The organism is Thalassovita sp., assembly GCF_963691685.1.
In the GTDB taxonomy this organism is placed as follows: Bacteria; Pseudomonadota; Alphaproteobacteria; order Rhodobacterales; family Rhodobacteraceae; genus Thalassobius.
Genome location: NZ_OY829290.1, coordinates 2,899,741 through 2,920,382 on the forward strand (window position 1 = coordinate 2,899,741; position 20,642 = coordinate 2,920,382).

The 20,642-nt window shown below is 60.9% G+C and carries 17 protein-coding genes; 9 read left to right on the top strand and 8 right to left on the bottom strand.

The features are described 5' to 3' along the window. Window positions 1–70: 70 nt before the first annotated feature. Complete coding sequence (locus ACORLH_RS13940) at window positions 71–1,132, top strand: YeeE/YedE family protein (RefSeq protein WP_321828978.1); 1,062 nt, start codon at window positions 71–73, stop codon at window positions 1,130–1,132. Here the strand turns inward: ACORLH_RS13940 and ACORLH_RS13945 are convergent. Next, on the bottom strand, window positions 1,101–2,378 hold the full coding sequence (locus tag ACORLH_RS13945; protein ID WP_321828979.1) for a DUF3422 domain-containing protein: 1,278 nt from the start codon (window positions 2,376–2,378) through the stop codon (window positions 1,101–1,103). The genes ACORLH_RS13940 and ACORLH_RS13945 overlap by 32 nt on opposite strands. 218 nt (window positions 2,379–2,596) lie before the next feature. Between ACORLH_RS13945 and ACORLH_RS13950 the strand changes: the two genes are divergently transcribed. Continuing rightward, the gene (locus ACORLH_RS13950; RefSeq protein WP_321828980.1) at window positions 2,597–3,253 is read left to right on the top strand and encodes a DUF1684 domain-containing protein; all 657 of its coding nucleotides are present in this window, start codon (window positions 2,597–2,599) and stop codon (window positions 3,251–3,253) included. On the opposite strand, the gene ACORLH_RS13955 is transcribed toward ACORLH_RS13950, so the two are convergent. The 5 genes from ACORLH_RS13955 to ACORLH_RS13975 form a co-directional block, all read right to left on the bottom strand. Then, window positions 3,250–3,651 carry a PaaI family thioesterase gene (locus ACORLH_RS13955; RefSeq protein ID WP_058243899.1) on the bottom strand — a complete coding sequence of 134 codons (402 nt, stop codon included), beginning with the start codon at window positions 3,649–3,651 and terminating at the stop codon, window positions 3,250–3,252. The two genes, ACORLH_RS13950 and ACORLH_RS13955, sit on opposite strands and share 4 nt — an antisense overlap. Before the next feature lie 140 nt (window positions 3,652–3,791). Continuing rightward, a complete protein-coding gene (locus ACORLH_RS13960; RefSeq protein WP_058243898.1) occupies window positions 3,792–5,225 on the bottom strand; it encodes an NAD(P)(+) transhydrogenase (Re/Si-specific) subunit beta in 1,434 nt (477 codons plus the stop codon). Window positions 5,226–5,238: 13 nt separating this feature from the next. Then, entirely contained in the window at window positions 5,239–6,810 is a 1,572-nt protein-coding gene (locus tag ACORLH_RS13965) for a Re/Si-specific NAD(P)(+) transhydrogenase subunit alpha (protein WP_321828981.1), read from the bottom strand. A gap of 148 nt (window positions 6,811–6,958) precedes the next feature. After that, on the bottom strand, window positions 6,959–7,408 hold the full coding sequence (locus tag ACORLH_RS13970) for an isoprenylcysteine carboxylmethyltransferase family protein (RefSeq protein WP_321828982.1): 450 nt from the start codon (window positions 7,406–7,408) through the stop codon (window positions 6,959–6,961). 299 nt (window positions 7,409–7,707) lie between these two features. Beyond that, window positions 7,708–8,664, bottom strand: coding sequence for an MBL fold metallo-hydrolase (locus ACORLH_RS13975; protein WP_321828983.1), 957 nt, complete (start codon window positions 8,662–8,664; stop codon window positions 7,708–7,710). A gap of 163 nt (window positions 8,665–8,827) precedes the next feature. Between ACORLH_RS13975 and ACORLH_RS13980 the strand changes: the two genes are divergently transcribed. From ACORLH_RS13980 to ACORLH_RS14000, 5 genes are all read left to right on the top strand, one after another. After that, window positions 8,828–9,580: an SDR family oxidoreductase gene (locus ACORLH_RS13980; protein WP_321828984.1), complete on the top strand. Its 753-nt coding sequence runs from the start codon at window positions 8,828–8,830 to the stop codon at window positions 9,578–9,580. A gap of 11 nt (window positions 9,581–9,591) precedes the next feature. Continuing rightward, window positions 9,592–9,966, top strand: coding sequence for an MmcQ/YjbR family DNA-binding protein (locus tag ACORLH_RS13985; protein ID WP_321828985.1), 375 nt, complete (start codon window positions 9,592–9,594; stop codon window positions 9,964–9,966). A 149-nt stretch (window positions 9,967–10,115) separates the two neighbouring features. After that, window positions 10,116–11,342 carry a kynureninase gene (gene kynU, locus ACORLH_RS13990; protein ID WP_321828986.1) on the top strand — a complete coding sequence of 409 codons (1,227 nt, stop codon included), beginning with the start codon at window positions 10,116–10,118 and terminating at the stop codon, window positions 11,340–11,342. 204 nt (window positions 11,343–11,546) lie between these two features. Further along, complete coding sequence (gene kynA / locus ACORLH_RS13995; protein WP_321828987.1) at window positions 11,547–12,395, top strand: tryptophan 2,3-dioxygenase; 849 nt, start codon at window positions 11,547–11,549, stop codon at window positions 12,393–12,395. Window positions 12,396–12,858: 463 nt separating this feature from the next. Then, window positions 12,859–15,342: a Hint domain-containing protein gene (locus ACORLH_RS14000; protein WP_321828988.1), complete on the top strand. Its 2,484-nt coding sequence runs from the start codon at window positions 12,859–12,861 to the stop codon at window positions 15,340–15,342. A gap of 38 nt (window positions 15,343–15,380) precedes the next feature. On the opposite strand, the gene ACORLH_RS14005 is transcribed toward ACORLH_RS14000, so the two are convergent. Then, window positions 15,381–16,265 carry a LysR family transcriptional regulator gene (locus tag ACORLH_RS14005; RefSeq protein WP_321828989.1) on the bottom strand — a complete coding sequence of 295 codons (885 nt, stop codon included), beginning with the start codon at window positions 16,263–16,265 and terminating at the stop codon, window positions 15,381–15,383. A gap of 88 nt (window positions 16,266–16,353) precedes the next feature. Between ACORLH_RS14005 and ACORLH_RS14010 the strand changes: the two genes are divergently transcribed. Next, window positions 16,354–16,977, top strand: a complete 624-nt coding sequence (locus tag ACORLH_RS14010) for a LysE family translocator (protein ID WP_321828990.1) — start codon at window positions 16,354–16,356, stop codon at window positions 16,975–16,977. Here ACORLH_RS14010 and ACORLH_RS14015 read toward each other — a convergent pair. Beyond that, window positions 16,974–17,753, bottom strand: coding sequence for a gamma-glutamyl-gamma-aminobutyrate hydrolase family protein (locus ACORLH_RS14015; RefSeq protein WP_321828991.1), 780 nt, complete (start codon window positions 17,751–17,753; stop codon window positions 16,974–16,976). The genes ACORLH_RS14010 and ACORLH_RS14015 overlap by 4 nt on opposite strands. 216 nt (window positions 17,754–17,969) lie before the next feature. Between ACORLH_RS14015 and pepN the strand changes: the two genes are divergently transcribed. Then, window positions 17,970–20,522 carry an aminopeptidase N gene (pepN, locus tag ACORLH_RS14020; protein ID WP_321828992.1) on the top strand — a complete coding sequence of 851 codons (2,553 nt, stop codon included), beginning with the start codon at window positions 17,970–17,972 and terminating at the stop codon, window positions 20,520–20,522. The last annotated feature ends 120 nt before the right edge of the window (window positions 20,523–20,642 follow it).

The window sequence follows — 20,642 nt, forward strand, 5'->3', positions numbered from 1 at the left end:
GCCGGCAGAGAGATTGATTTCCCTCAATCATATTGGCATTCGTGCATTTGTTCGCATGTGAGGTGACGAAATGTACGAAGCTCTGTTGGAAACTCTCTCCGTCATCCCCGGTCTGGAAGACAAGACCGCACCCGAGGTGGCCGTCTATGCCGGTCTGATCCTTGGCGTGCTGTTTGGCGCTGTGGCGCAGGTGACCCGCCTCTGTTTCCGCCGCGCGGTTGTCAGCGGCCCGGATCAACGTCAAGCCGCAGGTGTCTGGCTGACCGCGCTGGCGCTGGCCATCCTCGCCACGCAGTTTGCGGTCATGTACGAACTGATCTCCTTCGACGATCACCGCTTCATGGTCACTGACCTGCCCGTTGCCGCCATTGCCCTTGGAGGTCTGATGTTTGGCGCCGGCATGGTGCTGACCCGCGGCTGTGTCTCCCGCCTGACCGTGCTTTGTGGCTCTGGCAACCTGCGGGCCCTAACCGTGCTGGTGGTCTTCGCCATCGTCGCCCATGCCACGCTGAAAGGTGTGTTGGCGCCGCTGCGTACAGCACTCGGCAGCTATACGGTCCCGCTTGAAAGCGCTGCCCTCCCCGGCGCGGGACCGATCCTGGCAGGGCTTATCGCCTTTGCGCTTCTCACCGTTGCCGCCCGATCGGGTGCCCGCCCCTCACATCTGATCGGCGGCGCGGTGATTGGCCTGCTGGCGGCGGCGGGCTGGGTCACCACCGGCTATGTGCTCTATGATGATTTTGACCCGGTGGCGCTGGAAAGCCTCAGCTTCACCCTGCCCGCCTCGGAAACGCTATTCTGGACCATCGCTTCCTCCTCGATCTCGGCTACCTTCGGCACCGGCCTGTTGGGTGGCGTGCTGGCAGGCGCCGCTGTGGCTGCGCTGATCCGGCGCGAGTTCACATGGCAAAGCTTCGACAGCCCCGCCCAAACCGGCCGTTACCTCAGCGGTGGCGCCTTGATGGGGGTGGGTGGTGTTCTGGCCGGCGGCTGCACCTTGGGTGCGGGCCTGTCGGGCGTGCCGACGCTTTCGGTCGCCGCTGTGCTGGCCATCCTGGCCATTGCAGCCGGTGGCGCGCTGACCGACCGGTTGTTGCGGGTCAGTGCATCTTCTTCTGGATCCGCCGGATAATCCACCAAACCAGCGCTACAACCGGCAGAGTAAGCGCTGCTGTCAGCTCGGCCTTGCTGAGGCCGAGCCACTTTGCCACCGGATAGCCGCCGTAAGAGGCGAGCGAAACCGCATAGTAGCTGATCGCCACCACCGACAGGCCTTCGACGGTTTTCTGTAGCTTCAATTGCATGTCGGCGCGCCGATCCATGCTTTCCAGCAGCATCTGGTTCTGCGCCGAGCGTTCCACATCCACCCGTGTGCGCAGCAATTCACCCGCACGCATCGCCCGGTCTGACAGATCGGCCAAGCGGCCTTCGGTGGATTTCACCGTCCGCATCGCCGGATCATAGCGCCGCATCATAAACTCCGCGAAGGTCTGGCGGCCCTGAAACCGCTCCTCCCGCAGGACTGAGATCCGCTGGTTCACAATCGCCTCATAGGCCCCCGTCGCGCCAAACCGAAAGGCATTGCGGGTGACCATCTGTTCCAAGGCGGCAGAGGTTGAGAGCAACCGCCCCAGCGTTTCCTCAGCCGGCAGGGTTTCATCGCCCAGCTGATCCACCAACTGCGACAGGGTCTTTTCAACCTCCCCCAAGGGGGCAGACAGCTGTTTCACACGGGCAAAGCCCAGCATCGACATGCTTTTGTAGATCTCAATCTCACACAGGCGCTGCACGATGCGCCCCACCCGCCGGGTGCCTGTTTCGGTGTTGGCAAAAACCGCAAACCGGGTGTGGCCCGCGGGATCGATCCGAAAATCACCGGCAAGGATCGCGTCATCATCCAGCACCCGGCTGACCGCCAGGCTTTCGGGCACAAACCAATCGCTGAGCAGCGTATCAACCGCCTCACTCTCAGGTCGTTTCTGCACCCGGATATGACAGGCCGCCACCCGGACACCCGGCGCTTCGGCCAGCCAATCCTTGGGAAAGACCTCAAAATCTGCCGGGTCAAAGGCGCGATCTGACAGGGTGGAGGTGAAGGCAGTATAGGTCACAAATTCCGTGTGGCTTTCCCATTTCACCTCATGGCGGCCAATGCGGCCCGAATAATGCGTGGCCCCCGGTTGCGGATGTGGCGCGCCGTGGCGATCCAAGAGGGCAATCAGATGCTGCAGATCCGCCTGCCGGTCGCGTCCCACCGCCTGTTCAGGCCGCTTGATGGCGACGTAAACGGCCGTGCAGGGCACATCCAGGGTTGGGAACGGACGGGCGTGCAATTCATTGGCCAATTCGTACCGCAGCGGGTGATCTGTGATCGACATCTTGGGGGCCCTCAAATCTCAGTGTGTCTTTGATGGCAGATCAGAATGTAAAAACAAGTTATTTTTCAGTATGTTGAAGGAATACTTCGGCATACAATTCCGCACTCCCCCACGCAAACGGCCGCGGAATGCCCCGGGGAATGCGGGCAGCACAACACAGGGTCAGGGTTGTTTTTCGCCCGTACAACTCTACGTCTAAGGGATCACGGAGGATTGCAATGAACGAGGCCTGCCCCCCTCAGACCTACCATGGCCCCGATGCCTATGCGCTGGCCGATTGGCGGCGCCGGATCAATGACCTATATGCTGCGGTGCGCGCCACCCGGGACGCCCGTGCCGGCTGGGCGCTCTGGCATGAAACCCGCAGCCATATGTTCCAATGTCACCCGATGTCGCCGCTGCCCAAACAGGCGCGGTCCGGCCATTATGACATCCCGGTCTTCCCCTATGATCCCAGCCTGCGGTTTGAGGTGTCTCTGGATCCCGTGACGGGTGCTGCGCCGCTGCAGTTTGATCTGGGCGCGGATGGCCTGATGCAGGCCCGCCCGGTGGCACGAACCCGTGGCCTGCAGCGCCCTGGGGCTGAGCTGACACTCTATTGGATCGAAGGCTACGGTGGCGGGCTGTTCCTGCCGTTTCGCGACGCAACCAACGGGCATGGCAGCTATGGCGGCGGGCGGTATCTGATCGATGCGATCAAAGGCGCAGATCTGGGGCTCAACCGTGATGGCAGGCTGATCTGCGACTTCAACTTTACCTACACGCCGTCGTGTGCCTTTGGCGATGGCTATGTCTGCCCGCTGTCTCCTGCTGAAAACACCCTGCCCCAACCGGTGCGCGCAGGCGAACGGTTTGAGGCAGCAGCAGCCCCTTAACCAGTGACCAGCACCGTGCCCTGGGCAATCGCGCAGAGCTTCTCTTCCCCGTCTTTCAGCGCGTAGACTTTGCAGGAACAAACCGCCTGCCGTTTGCCATGGCTTTCCACCTCGGCCCGGGCGATCAGGCGTTCCCCAATGGCGGGGCGGGAATAGTTGATCTTCATCTCCAGCGTCAGCACCTGGCCCAGAACAGAGGCCCCGGCATAGGTAAGCGCATTGTCCGCCAGGTAGCTGACCGCACCTCCATGCACAAAGCCATGCTGCTGCTTCAGCTCATCGCGCACCGGCAGGTGCAGTTCGGCAAAGCCCTGTTCGAATTTCTCCAGCTCCGCACCCAGCAGCACGCTGAACGGCTGTTTCTGCAGAATGCCGCGGCCAAATTCCAGAATATCCATGTCCGATCTCCTCTGCCGCCAGAGGAGAGGTTTTGCGCAGGACTGTCAAAGGCGACCACGGGTCAACAGGGCCCCCTAAGGCGCAAAGAAAAAGCCCCGCCAGATTGGCGGGGCTTCCAATTCTCAACGCATGAGCGGTATCAGCTGATGCGGGTCAGCAGGTCATCCAGCGACTTCTTGGCGTCACCGTAGAACATGCGGGTGTTCTCTTTGTAGAACAGCGGGTTTTCGATACCGGAATAACCGGTGCCCTGACCGCGTTTCGAGACAAACACCTGCTTGGCTTTCCAGCATTCCAGAACCGGCATCCCAGCGATGGGGCTGTTCGGATCTTCCTGCGCGGCCGGGTTCACGATGTCATTCGAACCGATCACGATGGCCACATCGGTTTCGGGGAAGTCATCGTTGATCTCATCCATTTCCAGCACGATGTCATAAGGCACTTTCGCCTCAGCCAGAAGCACGTTCATATGCCCCGGCAGACGACCGGCCACAGGGTGGATTGCGAAACGCACGTTCTTGCCCTTGGCGCGCAGGCGACGGGTCAGTTCCGCCACGTTCTGCTGCGCCTGTGCCACCGCCATGCCGTAACCCGGGATGATCACGATGCTATCTGCCTCTTCCAATGCGGTCGAAACACCGTCAGCGTCGATGGCGATCTGTTCGCCTTCCACTTCCATCGCCGGACCCGCTGCGCCGCCGAAGCCGCCCAGAATAACCGAGATGAACGAACGGTTCATCGCCTTACACATGATGTAGCTGAGGATTGCACCGGAGGAACCAACGAGGGCACCCACCACGATCAACAGGTCGTTGCCCAGCGAGAAACCAATCGCCGCAGCCGCCCAGCCCGAGTAGCTGTTCAGCATCGACACAACCACCGGCATGTCGGCGCCGCCGATGCCCATGATCAGGTGATAGCCGATGAACAGCGACGCGATGGTCATGATGATCAGCGGCAGCAGGCCACCAGTGTTGCAGTACCAGATCAGCGCCACCAGCGACAGGATCGCCGCCGCCGCGTTCAGCACATGGCCGCCGGGCAGCTTGGTTGCTGCCGAGGTCACTTTGCCCGCCAGCTTGCCATAGGCCACCACCGAACCTGTGAAGGTCACTGCACCGATGAAGATACCCAGGAACAGCTCAACCCGCAGGATGCCGATCTCAACAGCGTCCTTCTTGGCCAAAAGCTTGGCAAAGCCTTCCAGCGCTTTTTTCTCATCCGCGCCCATCGCCAGCACACGGCCCAGTTCGATGTGGGCGATGAAGCCCACAAAGACAGCGGCCAAACCCACCAGCGAGTGCATCGCAGCCACCAGTTCCGGCATCTGGGTCATCTGCACCCGGTTGGCCAGCTGGTAGCCGATGATACCGCCCGCCGGGATCAGCAGGATGGAGACCCACCACAGACCAGCACCGGGGCCGATCAGGGTTGCAAATACCGCCAGCCCCATGCCGACGATGCCGTACCAAACGGCGCGTTTGGCGCTTTCCTGACCGGACAGGCCGCCCAGCGACAGGATGAAGAGAACAGCCGCAACAACGTAGGCGGCAGTCGTGAAACCAAAGTCCATAAGTCCTTACTCCTTAGGATTTCTGGAACATGGCGAGCATGCGCCGTGTCACGAGGAAGCCGCCAAAGATGTTGATCCCGGTCATGAAGACCGACAGCGCGGCAAGGAGGATCACCAGGAAGGAGCCCGAGCCGATCTGCATCAGCGCGCCCAGAATGATGATCGAGGAGATCGCGTTGGTCACCGCCATCAGCGGGGTGTGCAGCGAGTGCGCAACGTTCCAGATTACCTGGAAGCCGACAAACACCGCCAGAACAAACACGATGAAGTGCTGCATGAAGCTGGCCGGGGCCACCAGACCAACGCCCAACAGCAGAACCGCGCCAACGGTCAGCAGGGTCACCTGGTTCTTGGTCTGCTTCTTGAACTCAGCCACTTCCTGTGCCCGGATCTCTTCCGGGGTCAGTTCCTTGACCTCTTGTTTCGGCTGGGCCGCAATTGCCTGCACTTTCGGCGGCGGCGGCGGGAAGGTGATCTCACCCTGATGGGTCACGGTCGCGCCGCGGATCACGTCATCTTCCATGTCGTGGTTGATCTGGCCGTCCTTTTCAGGGGTCAGGTCAGCCATCATGTGACGGATGTTGGTGGCATAAAGGCTGGAGGCCTGCGCCGCCATCCGCGACGGGAAGTCGGTGTAACCGATGATGGTCACGCCATTTTCGGTCACGATCTTCTCGTCTGCGACGGTCAGCTTACAGTTGCCGCCCTTTTCCGCCGCAAGGTCCACGATGACCGAACCCGGTTTCATCGCCTCGACCATGTCTTTGGTCCACAGCTCAGGCGCTTCGCGGTTCGGGATCAGCGCGGTGGTGATCACGATGTCCACTTCGGGGGCCAGTTCGCGGAACTTGGCCAGCTGCGCTTCGCGGAACTCATCGGACTGAACCGAGGCATAGCCACCGGTCGCGGCGCCATCGGTGCCCTCTTCTTCGAAGTCCAGATAGACGAACTCAGCGCCCATGGACTCAACCTGCTCAGCCACTTCGGGACGCACGTCGAACGCCAGGGTGATCGCACCCAGCGAGGTGGAGGTGCCGATCGCGGCCAGACCGGCCACACCCGCGCCCACAACCAGCACTTTGGCTGGCGGCACTTTACCCGCAGCGGTCACCTGACCGGTGAAGAAACGGCCAAAGTTGTTGCCCGCCTCGATCACCGCGCGGTAGCCGGCGATATTGGCCATGGAGGACAGCGCATCCATTTTCTGGGCGCGGCTGATCCGTGGCACCATTTCCATGGCGATCACATTGGCGCCTTTGGATTTGGCCAGTTCCATGCCCTCTTCGTTCCCACCGGGGTTGAAGAAGGAGATCAGCGTCTTTTCTTTGTTCAGACGCTTCAGCTCGGTTTCATTGGGCTGACGGACCTTGGCAATGATGTCGGCGCCTTTCCACAAAGCGGCAGCGGTTTTGACGATCTCAACACCGGCCTCCTCATAGGTGGCATCCGAGAAGCCCGCGGCCAGACCGGCCCCGCTCTCGATGGCACATTCATAGCCGAGTTTCTGTAGCTGACGCGCCGAGTCCGGCGTCATCGCGACACGGTTTTCGCCGTCAAAGATTTCCTTTGGCGTTCCGATTTTCAACTGTCACGTCCCCCTTCAGAACTGTGTTCGTTGCTTCGTTTAGAACGAAGATGTTAACTCATTCGGGCGCGCAATAATATTGCGCAGAACTACGCACCCTTGTGATACCTATTTCGCACCCATGTCAAACCTAACGTAAAGCCAAGGCTTAGACCCAACGCCGCGTCTTTTGACAATAGCGCGCAAAATCTAAGCGAAATTTCTTTCGCAGGGCGTTTTCTTCTGGGATGACAAAACGTTTCTCGATGAACCAAAGAAAAATAGGCACCAATGGCAAGGACAAAATTGTATCGAAACACAAAATCACCCCGGCCAGGATCAGCACATAGCCAAGATAAATAGGGTTTCGGGACCATTTAAAGACGCCGCCCGTGACCAGCCGCGCGGCCTCCTCTCGGGGGTGAAACGTGGTCTGCATCCGCCGCATTTGACTGACCGCCATCGCGATCAGGATCACCCCACCGCCCAAGAAAACGGCACTGAGGAGGTCAATTATTGGGCTCTTCAGGCTGAGGCCCGCCGGCACCACCTGCGGCAGGGCTAAGGCCAGCAAAACAGTCAGCAAAAGCCACACCGGAGGGATATCAAATGTCTTCATTTTGCTCTCCTGACACCAATGGTCCCCCGCGCCGCACCCATGCCGATCGTGGGCGTTCATCCCGGGCGGTCTGATCTCACTGACAGGCCCAGACCCGGCCGTTATCGGCGGGACGGCCGGAGCCATCCCGCCTGCGGGGTCAAACTGCCCGCCCGGAACCAAGACCGACAAGGGCTTTTATGCGGGGAAGCCGCGGCCTTGTGTCCCGAAGGAGCCTCGGAGTGACAATTTGGACCTGTCCCCATCCCGGGATCGGCCAAATTGTCCAATAGAATCGACTGCTTGGTTGGCAGTGATGCTTATTCCCATTCCATTTCTTCAAAGACACGACCGGCGTTTTTCGTCGCCAGCTCCTCAAAGGTGTCCAGATTCGCCCAAGCGCTTTGATCCACATAGTAGGCGCCCGCCAGATCACCGCCCTCATCGATATGCGCCCCCACCTTGGCGCGCAGATCGCTCAGATAGTCGTAGGTGTAGCGGCGCACCTGCGCCAGATTGGTCGGGTGACCATGACCGGGGATCACATAGGTGGGCGCCAAAGGCTCCATCTCGGCCTCCCATGTTTCCAGCCAGCAGGAGGTGCAGATGCCCTCAAAGATCGGCAGCATCCGCTCATGAAACGCGATATCGCCCGCGATCAGCATGCCCCAATCCGGCAGCCAGACCTGCGTGTCGCCCGGATCATGGGCCGGCCCCATATGCATCACCTCAATCTGCACCCCGCCGAGGGTCAGGCTGTAGCTGTCGTCAAAGCTGAGGTTCGGCGTCACCGTTCGGGTGCCTTCGGCCTTATCGCGGTTGTAGCGCTCCATCCCCTGCAGGATGAAATCCGCTTCTGAGGTGAAGGCCTCGATCGCATCCACATGGGCCAGAATATCGACGCCCAGATCCATCCAATAGGCGTTGCCCAGCATCGCATGGCCCTGGCCGTTTTCATTGACCACCAGAACCACCGGCTGATCGGTGACCGCCTTGATCTCCTCATGCAGGGCGGCGGCCAGCCGGACCGAGGCGCCACCGTTCACCACAACAACGCCTTCCTCGGTCACGATGAAGGACAGGTTGTTGTTGTGGCCTGAGTTCTCATAGGTCGGCGGTGCGGTGGCCCCGATGGCCGAAAACACATGCGGGATCACCTCAACCGGTTTGGAATACAGTTCCGACCCCGGATATTGATCCGCAATGTCTTCGCTGGCCAAAGCAACAGATGCAGTGGCAGCGGCAATAACGCCCAGTAGCGGTGCATTCAGTTTCATAGTGATCCTCCCGACCTCAAATCACGATCAAATTCACTCATGCGAATGTAATTGTAAAGACCGTAACACACACATGTGCAGAAATGACCCAGCGGAAGATCGCCTCTGACTTGCACCGGGGGCTGGCGTGGCTATCGTCATCCCCAACACGGGAGGACTGAATATGCATCTGAAGGGAAAACACGCGCTGGTCACTGGCGGCGGCACCGGAATTGGGCTGGGCATCGCAAAAGCCCTGGCGGCACAGGGCGCTGAGGTGACTATCACCGGTCGTCGCCTCGACGTGCTGGAGGCTGAGGCCGGCAATGGCCTGCACGCACTACAGATGGATGTGGCCGAGGAGGCATCGGTGGTTGACGGCGTTGCTGCAGCGGTGGCGGCGCGTGGCCCGATCCAGATCTGTGTGCCCAACGCAGGCATTGCCGAAGGCCGCGCCCTACATAAGACTGAAATGGAGTTCTGGCGCCAGATGATGGCGATCAACGTCGATGGCTGTTTCCTGACCATCCGCGAATGCCTGAAGTCGATGCATGGCACCGATTGGGGCCGGGTGATCGCGGTCAGTTCCATCGCGGGTCTGCGCGGGTTGAAAGGTGGCGCCTGCTACACTGCCACCAAACACGCCATGGTCGGCATGATCCGGGCACTGGCGGCAGATTACGCCGGCAAACCCTATACGTTCAACGCGCTCTGCCCGGCCTATGTGGACACAAACATCGTGCCGCAAAACGTTGAAAGCATCATGAAACGCACCGGCATGAGTGAAGAAGAGGCACTGCAGGTGATGGTCGGCGCCAACCCACATGGCCGCTTGATCACAGTGGAAGAGGTGGCCGAGGCCGCGATGTTCCTTTGCGGTGAACACTCCGGTTCCATGAACGGGCAGACCGTGCAGATCTCTGGCGGCGAAATGTAAGGGGGGCGGCGATGACCCGGGATGAGTTCAATCAGTTCTGTGCCGGCCTCACTGCCACCAGCCATGTGGTGCAGTGGGGTGATTCCGACGTCTGGAAAGTGGCCGATAAGGTCTTTGCGATCTGTGGCTGGGCCGAGGGGCACGATGCCTTCACCTTCAAGGTGACCCAGCTGAGGTTTGAGGTTCTCTCAGACATGCCGGGCCTGCGTCCGGCCCCTTATCTGGCCTCACGCGGGATGAGCTGGATCCAGCAATATGAGGCCCCAGGCCTCAGTGATAGTGAATTAAAACAACATCTTATCGCGTCCTATGAATTGGTTGCCGAAGGCCTCTCCAAAAAGAAACGCCGCGCCTTGGGCATCCCGATCCCGGGCGAAGACGGCTAAGACATTTCCAGCAACACATCACGAAACGTGATGTAAATTCGCACAAGAATTGTTGGTGCATCGCAAAAATCCTTCCGCTAAGCACAGGACAACAAGAGGCCAGCCTGGGCCAGCAGACGTGCCACACTACGTGCCAGCGGGAGGAAAAGATGACCGATTTCAGCGCCACCAAAGAGATGTTCTATCTGCCAGAGGGCATGATCTATCTGGACGGCAACTCGCTCGGCCCGCTGCCCAAAGCGGCCCCTGCCAAGATGGCGGGCGTGATGCAGGACGAATGGGGCGAATATCTGATCACGGGCTGGAACAAAGCCGGCTGGATGGCGCGCCCAACCGAAATCGGCAACCGGATCGCCCGTCTGATCGGCGCCGAAGAAAACCACGTGATGATTGGCGACACCCTGTCGATCAAGGTCTTCCAGGCCGTCGCCTCCGCAATGTCGCTGCAACACGCCAAAGGCGGTGCCGCCGCGGCGCGCAAGGTGATCCTCAGCGACAATGGCAACTTCCCCTCGGACCTCTATATGGCCGAAGGGCTGATCAAGACACTGGACCGCGATGGCACCCTGGGTCTGGAACTGCGTGTCGTCGACCCCGAAGCGGTGGCAGAAAACCTCACCGATGAGGTGGCGGTGATGATGATCACCGAGGTGGATTACCGCACCGGGCGCAAACACGACATGAAGGCGCTGACCGAAAAGGCCCATGCCCATGGCATCGTCACCGTGTGGGATCTGGCCCATAGCGCCGGTGCACTGCCGGTGGATCTGGCGGGCTGTCAGGCGGATTTCGCGGTGGGCTGCACCTATAAATACCTCAACGGTGGCCCCGGCGCCCCGGCCTTCATCTATGTGAACCCGAAACACGCCGATGTGGCCGAGCCTGCGCTGTCGGGCTGGCTGGGCCATGATGCGCCTTTTGCCTTTGAACAAAGCTACCGCGCCGGTGCTGGCGTGGAACGTATGCGCGTCGGCACCCCGCCGGTTCTGGCCAATGCGGCGCTGGCGGCGGCGCTGGATATCTGGGATCTGACCGATATGGAAACGATCCGCGCCCGCTCCAATGAGCTCTGCGATCTCTTCATCAAAGAGGTTGAAGCGCGCTGCCCCATGCTGGAGCTGGCCACCCCACGTGACGCCAGCGTGCGCGGCAGTCAGGTCTCCTTCCGCTTCAAAGAAGGCTACGCAGCCATGCAAGCCGTGATCGCCCGCGGCGTGATTGGTGACTTCCGCGCGCCGGACATCATGCGCTTTGGCTTCACCCCGCTTTATGTGGACGAACAGGACGTGATCAAAGCGGCCGAGATCATTGAGGACGTGATGGTTAACGATCTGTGGGATCAGCCGGAATACAAGGTGCGCAACCGCGTCACCTGACCCCGGATGCCAGAACCCACCCAGCATATCCCTTTGTGCCGCCCGTGTTTCTGGGCGGCCTTCTGGCGGGCCAAGGCCCGCCTCACCACTATTGCCACCTGACAGCCGGATAAATCGCGCCCCCGCAGCGCCTTCATCTTGCTATAAATACTCAAATTCCCCCGCTGCCGCCTGATGCGCCAGTGGATGTTCCAGGTGACACAGATGACCAAAGAAACCCCGAACACCCCCTATAACCCCGCCAAAGACGGCGCCCAGATGAGCTTTGACGGGCGGATGTCCTATGGCGATTATCTGGGGCTGGATGCGATCCTGAGCGCGCAGCACCCGCTGTCCTCGGCCCATGATGAGCTGTTGTTTATCATCCAGCACCAGACATCTGAGCTGTGGATGAAGCTGGCCGTGCATGAGCTGCACGCCGCCCGTGATCTGCTGAAAGACGGCCAATACCGCCCCGCCTTCAAGATGCTGGCGCGGGTCAGTCGGATTTTTGAACAACTTAACTCCACCTGGGACGTGCTGCGCACCATGACGCCGTCTGACTACACGCGCTTCCGTGAGGATCTGGGCCAAAGCTCGGGCTTTCAAAGCTACCAGTACCGTCAGATCGAGTTTATGCTGGGCAACCGCAATCAGGCGATGCTGAAACCGCATGCTCATCGCGCAGACCTGACAGAACTGCTGACAGCTGAACTGGCGCAGCCGTCACTCTATGATGTGGCCCTTGCGGCGCTGGCCCAAGCCGTTGGCCTGCCGGATGAGGTGCTGAACCGCGCCCCAGACACCCCCTATCAGACCAGTGAAGCTGTGACCGCGGCCTGGACCAAGATCTATCAGGATCCAGAGGCCCATTGGGAGCTGTATGAGCTGGCCGAAAAACTGGTGGATCTGGAGGATTACTTCCGCCGCTGGCGGTTCAACCATGTCACCACGGTGGAACGGGTGATCGGCTTCAAACGCGGCACCGGCGGCACCGGTGGGGTCAGCTATCTGCGCCGCATGTTGGAGGTTGAGCTTTTCCCGGAACTCTGGCATTTGCGCACCGCACTCTGAGCTGAGCCCTTCGACCAGTTCTATATGCGATGACACTAAGGTCGTTGCCCTATCAGGGGCTGCGGCCGCAAATCTGGAAACAACCGCTGCGCATTGCGTCGACTCGTTTCCCAATAAGAAACAATAAGACCTTACCGCGCCGATGTGTTGCCGGGAAATAAGGCCAAAGGATGACACAAATCAGCCCCAGCCCCCAGCGCAGAACCACCCTGCCCCCGTGCGGTGCCTTAACCCAAACTTAGCACAGCCCCTTTAAACACAGCGCTTCCTGCCCCTGTTCCCTCCTGGCGGATCAGACAGACGTGGTGGATGCGCTGCGTTTGGCCTGCCTCATTTCCCTCAGGCCTTGCGCAGATATGCCGCGATGTCGCCCCTTTCCGCCCCAAACCCTGCCGCAGCCCGGCACTAATCTTGCTTTTAGTCAAACACTTACGCGCGCTCGCGCCTTATTGGAGCCCATGACATGCCGTCTGGATATCTGGTCACACTCGGAGATGGATCGCTGGATGCAGGCGATGTGATCAGCGGCAGCCTGGTCACCTTCACCACAGATCAGACCATCGGGTCGGGTCAGTGGACCTGGACCGGCACCTACAACGGCACCCCCTACACCGATGAGCTGGAGCCGGGCACCTATTATCTGGCCACAGACGGCAACGTCTACTTTGAACCCAGCCTTGGCCCGGTGACCACGCTGACCGACTCTTCCGTTGTGTCAGCGCCCAGCTTCACCCTGCCCGGCAACGGTGTGGTCGATGGCACCGGTGAGGCTGAGGTGATCGATGGCAGCTACACCGACAGCGAAGGAGAAAGCGTCAGCTCGGGCGCCGATAGCATCGCCGCAGGTGGCGGTGATGACACCATCACGGCACAGGGCGGCAACGACACGATCGAGGCTGGCGCAGGCAATGATGTTGTGTCCGGCAACGGCGGCGCTGATCTGATCTATGGGGACAGCCAAAGCGCCAGCTCCGGCAGTTCCGAAACGCTCAGCTGGACGGCACAGGGCAGCAACGGTGACAGCATCGCCAGCGGCCTAACCGTGACCACCGGCGAAATGCAGGTCACTGCCAGCTTCACCGCCACCGGCAACAACAACCCGCGCATCGAAATTGACACCAATGACACAGGCTATGTCGGGTCAGGCGAACCCTTTGACGCCGATAGCCTGGTCTATCTGCGTGGTGACGGCGATGGCGACACGCTGCGCGCCAATTTCAGCTTTGCCGCCGTGGCCGGTTCGGAAATGCAGGATGAGGTGGAAAACCTCACCTTCCGCATCAATGACATCGACTGGGGTGACAACAACCATACCGATATCGTTACCGTCACCGCGCTGAATGCGGCGGGCGATCCGGTCACAGTGACCTTCACCCTTGGCGGTGGGGACACGCTGGTTGGCAATACGATCACCGCAGATGAGGTGGGCGAGAACCCGCAGGATCTGGGCGGTTCGGTCCTGATCACCATCGCCGGGCCGGTCAGTTCATTCGAGATTGAATACAGCAACGGCCAAAACGGCGCGCAGGCCGTGTGGCTGTCTGACCTGCACTTTGACACCCTGCCACAAGAGCCGGGCGATGACAGCATTTCCGGCGGCGGCGGTGCCGACACGATCTTTGGTCAGGAAGGCGATGACACGCTGTCCGGCGATGGCGGCTCTGACAGCCTGTCGGGCGGTGAAGGCGATGACAGCCTGTCCGGGGGCAACGCCACTGACACGCTGGATGGCGGCACCGGCAATGACACCCTGGCTGGCGGCGCTGGTGGCGACAGCCTGAGCGCCGGATCGGGGATGGACTTCCTCGACTACACCGCGTCCGACGCCGGGGTCAGCATCGACCTTGCCAACAGCACCGCCAGCGGCGGCCATGCCGATGGCGATACGCTGGGCAGCGGCCTGGATGGCATCCTCGGCTCGGACTGGAATGACACGCTGACCGGCTATGACGGTCAGGGCGTGGATGATGGTGTGGTTTGGACCAACGTCTTTTACGGCAATGACGGCGATGACCTTCTGGATGGGGCCGGCGGCGATGATGAGCTTTATGGCGGCGCCGACAACGACACGATCATCGGCGGCACCGGTGCCGACCTCATGGATGGCGGCGAAGGCAATGACCGTCTGCTGGTTGGTTCGGGTGATACCGTCACCGGGGGCGGCGGCGATGACATCTTCATCATCGACGACACCGCCCTTGGCGGCGGCACGATCACCATTGATGGCGGCGAAACCGACGAACCGGGCGGCGACACGCTGGACTTCGCAGGCCAGATCGGCTGGGGCGATATCACCTTCACAGACACCAACCCGGATGCGCTGGCAGGCTCGGCAACGCTGGGCGATGGCACTGTGGTCAACTTCTCAAACATTGAGAACTTGGTCATCTGTTTCACCACTGGCACCCGGATCTGGACGCCACAGGGCGCCCGACTGATTGAGACCCTGCAGCCCGGCGATCTGGTGCTGACCCGCGATCACGGTGTGCAGCCGGTGCGCTGGATTGGTCAGCGCACGGTCAAAGGGGCCGGTCGTTTTGCGCCCATCCGCTTTGCCCAAGGGGTGATTGGCAACGAACGTGAGCTGCTGGTGTCACCGCAGCACAGGATGCTGCATCAGTCCACCGCCGCGAATCTCTACTTCAACGACAGCGAAGTGCTGATCCCGGCCAAACACATGGTCAACGGAGGCTCGATTCAGCAGATTGAGACCGAAGAGGTGACCTATGTGCACATGCTCTTTGACAGTCACGAAATGGTCTTTGCCGAAGGCGCTGTGAGCGAAAGCTTCCACCCCGGTCAGATGGGCCTGTCGGCCATTGACGCGCCTGCGCGCGAGGAGCTGTTTGCGCTGTTCCCAGAGCTGCGTTCCAACCCCAATGGCTATGGTGAAACCGCCCGGATCTGCCTGCGCGCGCATGAGGCGCAGCTGTTGCAGGCGGCGTAATTGCGGCAATTTTGCTAGACATTCGCCCCAATCTGGCCTCAATGCTGCATTTTTGCCAGCATATCCAAAAGCCGCGTGGTCAGCGGATTGGCCACCGCCCCGGCGGGCCACACCGCATAGACCGGGATCGGCGTAACCTGCCATTCCTGCAAAACCTCCACCAGCCGACCTGCCGCCAGATCCGCTGCCACGAAATGGGTGGGCGGTGAGGCTAAAGCCATGCCCAGAAACGCAAAATCCGACATGGCTTCGATATTATTCACGGTGATATTGCCGGCCTGCTGCACCTGCGCCTCTTGCCCGTTCGGGCTGATCAGGACGCGCTGATCACTCATTTTTGCAAATCGCACCCATGGGATTTGGCCTAGATCCGCAGGCGCCGCAATCGGCGGATGTTTCGCCAGAAAGTCAGGACTGGCGACCAGCACCCGCGGCATATCCCACAGCTTGCGGCACATCAGGCTGCTGTCGGTCATCTCGCCAGAGCGCAGCGCCAGATCATAGCGGTCCCCCACCAGATCCTCCCATATGTCGGAGTAGTGCAGATCCAGCGCAACCTGCGGATTTTCCGCATGAAACCGCGACAGCGTGGCCGCAATGGGCGATCCCGCCATGGCCGAGGTCAGGGTGATCCGCAACATGCCGCTGAGCGCCGCCTCAGGATCGCGCGCCTGCATCAACCCGGTTTCTGCCAGCCCCAGCATCGCCTCAGCCGAGGCCGCCAGTCGTTCCCCCGCATCCGTAAGGCTCAACCGACGGGTCGAACGATAGAGCAAGGGGCGGCCCAGCTCCTCCTCCAGCTGTTTGACGTGATAGCTGACGACCGAAGGCGTCAGGCCCAGCGTGCGCCCAGCGCCCCGGAACGATCCCTGCCGCACACATTCGGCAAAGATACCCAGCGATTTCAAACGATCCACCAGCATTAGTCCACTTTTCCGCACAATCTGTTCAATTACGCCACTCTACCGAACAGTTGCCCCCCGGGCTAGCTCTGATCGGAAAGGAGACCCCATGCCTGCCCTCACAATCCCCTTCCTGCCGATGGCGCTTTTCGCTGCCTCCCTGTCACTGGCGCCCGGACCGGTGAACCTGATTATCCTGTCCACCGCGCTGAACCACGGTGTCAGCGCGCCGTTGCGCTTCATCACCGGCGCGACGGTGGGTTTTACCGCGCTGCTGATCCTGACCGGTCTGGGCCTCAGCGCCACACAGGCGCTGCCCGACGGCGCGGTCGATGTGATCAGCTGCCTGGGCGCCTTGGTGATCCTCTATTTCGGCTACGGCCTGCTGCGCGCCGAGGGCACGCTGGACACCCGCCAGATCCCGGTGCCCGGATTCTGGCAGGGGGCGGCGCTGCAGTGGATGAACCCCAAGGCCTGGATTGCCTGCCTGAGCGGCGTCGCCCTGTTCAATCTACAGGGCAAAACGTTGGAATTGATGCAGTTCTCCGCCCTGTACTTCATCGTATGTTTCTGCGGTATCGGCGCCTGGGCGGTGCTGGGTCACAATTTGACACGGCTGCTGCACACCGCACGCCGGCGGCGGATGCTGAACATCGGGCTTGGCCTGTGCCTGATGGTGCTGGCCCTCAGCCTATCCGCCCCGGCATTGCTGCGGCTGATAGGTCTGGATTAAGCGCTTTGGCGCAGCGGATGGGCCCGCCGGGCCTCCGCATAGGCGCGGGTGGCGGTGCCGAAGGCTTCGAACAGCGGGCGCGAGACGGGGTCATTGGCGCTGTCCCATTCGGGATGCCATTGTACCGAATAGGTGAAGCCCGGCGCGTCCTTGACAAAGATCGCCTCGGGCGTGCCATCGGGTGCATAGCCGTCAATCACGATGCGCGCGCCCGGCTCCTTGATGCCCTGCCCGTGCAACGTGTTGGTCATCACCTCCTGCGCGCCCATCATCTGATGGAAGGGGCCGGCGGCGGAAAACTTCACCGTATGGCGCAGGGCAAACTTCTCTTCCAGGGTGCCGTCCGGCGGCATCCGGTGGTTCATCCGCCCGGGCAGATCACGAATTTCCGGGTAGAGCGATCCGCCCATCGCCACGTTCACCTCTTGAAACCCGCGACAGATCCCCATGAAGGGCTGGCCGCGTTCCACACAGGCCCGCACCAGCGGCAGGGTGATCGCATCGCGGCAGCGGTCAAAATCGCCATGCGCCTCGGTCGCGGCCTCACCGTATTCTTCGGGATGCACATTGGGGCGACCACCGGTCAGGATGAAGCCATCGCAGGCCTCCAGCAGTTCCTCAACCGTGACCAGCCGCGGATCTGGCGCAATCAGCATCGGCAGACAGTTGGACACGGTCGCCACCGCTTCTGAATTCATATGCCCCACCGCATGTACGGGGTAGCTGTCATTGATCAGATGCTGGTTGCCGATGATGCCGACAATGGGACGTGTCATATTAGGCCTGTCAAAGCTGTTGTGCGATGGCGTCACATTAGCGTTACCCACCCGCTCCGCCCAAGTGTTTTGCTGCGCACCAGCGCGCAATGGGCTGTGCGGTCTCCTTTCCGGTGGATAATTCAGCAAACCTGAATTCCACGGCATTGAAGCCCTGCTAAAACCGCCCTACCCTCCGCCACAACCAAACGTGAAACCCGTACTCGGAGACAGTCGATGAAAGACGCCGCCCCGCAGAAGATCTACCTCAGCGATTATCAGGTGCCGAATTATCTGGTGGAGGATGTGCATCTGACCTTCCGTCTGGCGCCTGAGGCGACGCGGGTGTTGTCGCGCATCACTTTCCGCCCCAATCCTGACGCCAGCAGCAAGGATTTCTTCCTGCATGGGGAGGATTTGCAGCTGATCTCGACCAAGATCGATGGCGCGGAGGTCACCCCGGATCTGGTGGTCGGCGGCCTGACCTGTGCTGTGCCGGATGCGCCCTTTGTCTGGGAAGCGGAGGTGGAAATCAGCCCTACCACCAACACCGCGCTGGAAGGGCTTTACATGTCAAACGGCATGTATTGCACCCAATGCGAGGCCGAGGGCTTTCGCAAAATCACCTATTACCCCGACCGCCCCGATGTGATGTCGGTCTTTACGGTCAGGATCGAAAGTGACCTGCCGGTGCTTTTGTCCAACGGCAATCCGGTTGCCTCTGGCGAGGGCTTTGCAGAATGGCATGATCCTTGGCCGAAACCAGCATACCTTTTTGCGCTGGTGGGCGGGGAGCTGATCAACCACCCTGACACATTCACCACCAAATCCGGCAAAGAGGTCGAGCTGAACATCTACGTCCGTCCCGGTGATGAGGGCAAATGCGCCTTCGGGATGGAGGCGCTGAAAAAGTCGATGGTCTGGGATGAAGAGGTCTATGGCCGTGAATATGACCTCGACATCTTCAACATCGTGGCGGTGGATGACTTCAACATGGGGGCGATGGAAAACAAGGGGCTGAACATCTTCAACTCCTCCTGTGTTCTGGCCTCGGCGGAAACCTCCACCGATATGAACTTCGAACGGATCGAAGCGATCATTGCGCATGAGTATTTCCACAACTGGACTGGCAACCGCATCACCTGCCGCGACTGGTTCCAACTGTGCCTGAAAGAGGGGCTGACGGTTTACCGTGACGCCCAGTTCACCGCAGACATGCGCTCGGAACCGGTGAAGCGGATCGAAGACGTCATCGCCCTGCGCGCCCGCCAATTCCGCGAAGACAACGGCCCGCTGGCCCATCCCGTGCGCCCTGACAGCTTTGTGGAGATCAACAACTTCTACACCGCCACCGTCTATGAAAAGGGTGCCGAGCTGATCGGCATGTTGAAAACCCTTGTGGGTGATGACGCCTATTATAAGGCGCTGGACCTCTATTTTGAGCGTCATGACGGCGATGCGGCCACCATTGAGGATTGGCTGACCGTGTTTGAGGAAAGCACCGGCCGCGACCTCACCCAGTTCAAACGCTGGTATGAACAGGCCGGCACCCCCAGACTGGCGGTGGAGGAAGCCTATGAAGATGGCACCTTCACACTGACCTTCAGCCAGTCCACGCCCCCCACTCCCGGTCAGGATCAGAAAGACCCGCGGGTGATCCCCATTGCGGTGGGGCTGCTCAATCCCAATGGCGATGAGGTGGTGCCGACAACGGTGCTGGAAATGACCGAGGCAACCCAAAGCTTCCGCTTTGAGGGGCTGACCGCACGGCCAACGCCGTCAATCCTGCGCGGCTTCTCGTCGCCGGTCATTCTGGAACGCGCCAGCAGCAACGCTGAGCGCGCCTTCCTGCTGGCCCATGATACCGACCCCTTCAACAAATGGGAGGCCGGGCGCGCCTTGGCCCGCGCCGGCCTGGTGGAGATGATCCTGAACGGCGCCGCACCTGACGGGGCTTATCTGGATGCGGTGCTGCAGGTGCTGCGTGATGACAGCCTGGACCCCGCCTTCCGCGCGCTGGCGCTGGGGCTGCCCAGTCAGGATGATCTGGCCCAGACGCTGGTGGATCAGGGCCACACGCCGGATCCGCAGGCCATCTATGAGGCACTGGAAACCCTGAAAATGGCGATGGCCACCCATATGCAGGACGTGCTACCGCGCATCTATGCCCAGTATCAGGTGACCGAGGCCTATAAGCCCGATGCCGAACAATCCGGTGCACGGTCCTTGGCCAATGCCGCCCTGTCGCTGATTTCCCGTGTCGATGGCGGCACGGCGGCGCAGGCGCAGTACGACAGCGCCGACAATATGACCCAGCAACTGGCCGCGCTGGCCGCGCTGTTGACGGCAGGCAAAGGCGAACAGGCCGTTGCCGCCTTCTATAAGCAATGGAAAGAGGACCGTCTGGTCATCGACAAATGGTTTGGCCTGCAAATCAGCATGGCCGATCCGGCGCAGGCCGCTGAGGTGGCATCGGCGCTGACCCAGCATCCCGACTTCACCATGAAAAACCCCAACCGGTTCCGCGCCACCCTGGGGGCGCTGGCCATGTCACCCGCCGGGTTCCACCGTGCGGATGGGGCGGGCTACAAGCTGTTGGCGGACTGGCTGATCAAACTGGATCCGCTGAACCCGCAGACCACCGCGCGGATGTGTTCCGCCTTTGAAACCTGGAAACGCTATGACAGTGACCGTCAGGCGCTGATCGCCGCCCAGCTGGACCGCATTCTGGCGCAGGACGGCCTCAGCCGCGACACCACCGAAATGCTGACCCGCATTCGCGGCAGCTAACGGCTTATCAATATCGGCGGCCCCGGCGCATTTCTCACGCCGGGGCCGCTGCACACAACGCGGCCGCGAATCCTGCGATCTGCCGCCGCCAAGGCGCCTCAGCCACTGATCCTGCAAAAG

What these genes read in the sequence shown, in the direction of transcription:
- ACORLH_RS14000 (WP_321828988.1), top strand. Translation starts at nt 12,859, where the DNA reads ATGCCGTCTGGATATCTGGTCACACTCGGAGATGGATCGCTGGATGCA.
- pepN (WP_321828992.1), top strand. Translation starts at nt 17,970, where the DNA reads ATGAAAGACGCCGCCCCGCAGAAGATCTACCTCAGCGATTATCAGGTG.
- ACORLH_RS14015 (WP_321828991.1), bottom strand. Translation starts at nt 17,753, where the DNA reads ATGACACGTCCCATTGTCGGCATCATCGGCAACCAGCATCTGATCAAT.
- ACORLH_RS14010 (WP_321828990.1), top strand. Translation starts at nt 16,354, where the DNA reads ATGCCTGCCCTCACAATCCCCTTCCTGCCGATGGCGCTTTTCGCTGCC.
- ACORLH_RS14005 (WP_321828989.1), bottom strand. Translation starts at nt 16,265, where the DNA reads ATGCTGGTGGATCGTTTGAAATCGCTGGGTATCTTTGCCGAATGTGTG.
- ACORLH_RS13985 (WP_321828985.1), top strand. Translation starts at nt 9,592, where the DNA reads ATGACCCGGGATGAGTTCAATCAGTTCTGTGCCGGCCTCACTGCCACC.
- ACORLH_RS13945 (WP_321828979.1), bottom strand. Translation starts at nt 2,378, where the DNA reads ATGTCGATCACAGATCACCCGCTGCGGTACGAATTGGCCAATGAATTG.
- ACORLH_RS13950 (WP_321828980.1), top strand. Translation starts at nt 2,597, where the DNA reads ATGAACGAGGCCTGCCCCCCTCAGACCTACCATGGCCCCGATGCCTAT.
- ACORLH_RS13940 (WP_321828978.1), top strand. Translation starts at nt 71, where the DNA reads ATGTACGAAGCTCTGTTGGAAACTCTCTCCGTCATCCCCGGTCTGGAA.
- kynU (WP_321828986.1), top strand. Translation starts at nt 10,116, where the DNA reads ATGACCGATTTCAGCGCCACCAAAGAGATGTTCTATCTGCCAGAGGGC.
- ACORLH_RS13960 (WP_058243898.1), bottom strand. Translation starts at nt 5,225, where the DNA reads ATGGACTTTGGTTTCACGACTGCCGCCTACGTTGTTGCGGCTGTTCTC.
- ACORLH_RS13970 (WP_321828982.1), bottom strand. Translation starts at nt 7,408, where the DNA reads ATGAAGACATTTGATATCCCTCCGGTGTGGCTTTTGCTGACTGTTTTG.
- ACORLH_RS13955 (WP_058243899.1), bottom strand. Translation starts at nt 3,651, where the DNA reads ATGGATATTCTGGAATTTGGCCGCGGCATTCTGCAGAAACAGCCGTTC.
- ACORLH_RS13980 (WP_321828984.1), top strand. Translation starts at nt 8,828, where the DNA reads ATGCATCTGAAGGGAAAACACGCGCTGGTCACTGGCGGCGGCACCGGA.
- ACORLH_RS13975 (WP_321828983.1), bottom strand. Translation starts at nt 8,664, where the DNA reads ATGAAACTGAATGCACCGCTACTGGGCGTTATTGCCGCTGCCACTGCA.
- kynA (WP_321828987.1), top strand. Translation starts at nt 11,547, where the DNA reads ATGACCAAAGAAACCCCGAACACCCCCTATAACCCCGCCAAAGACGGC.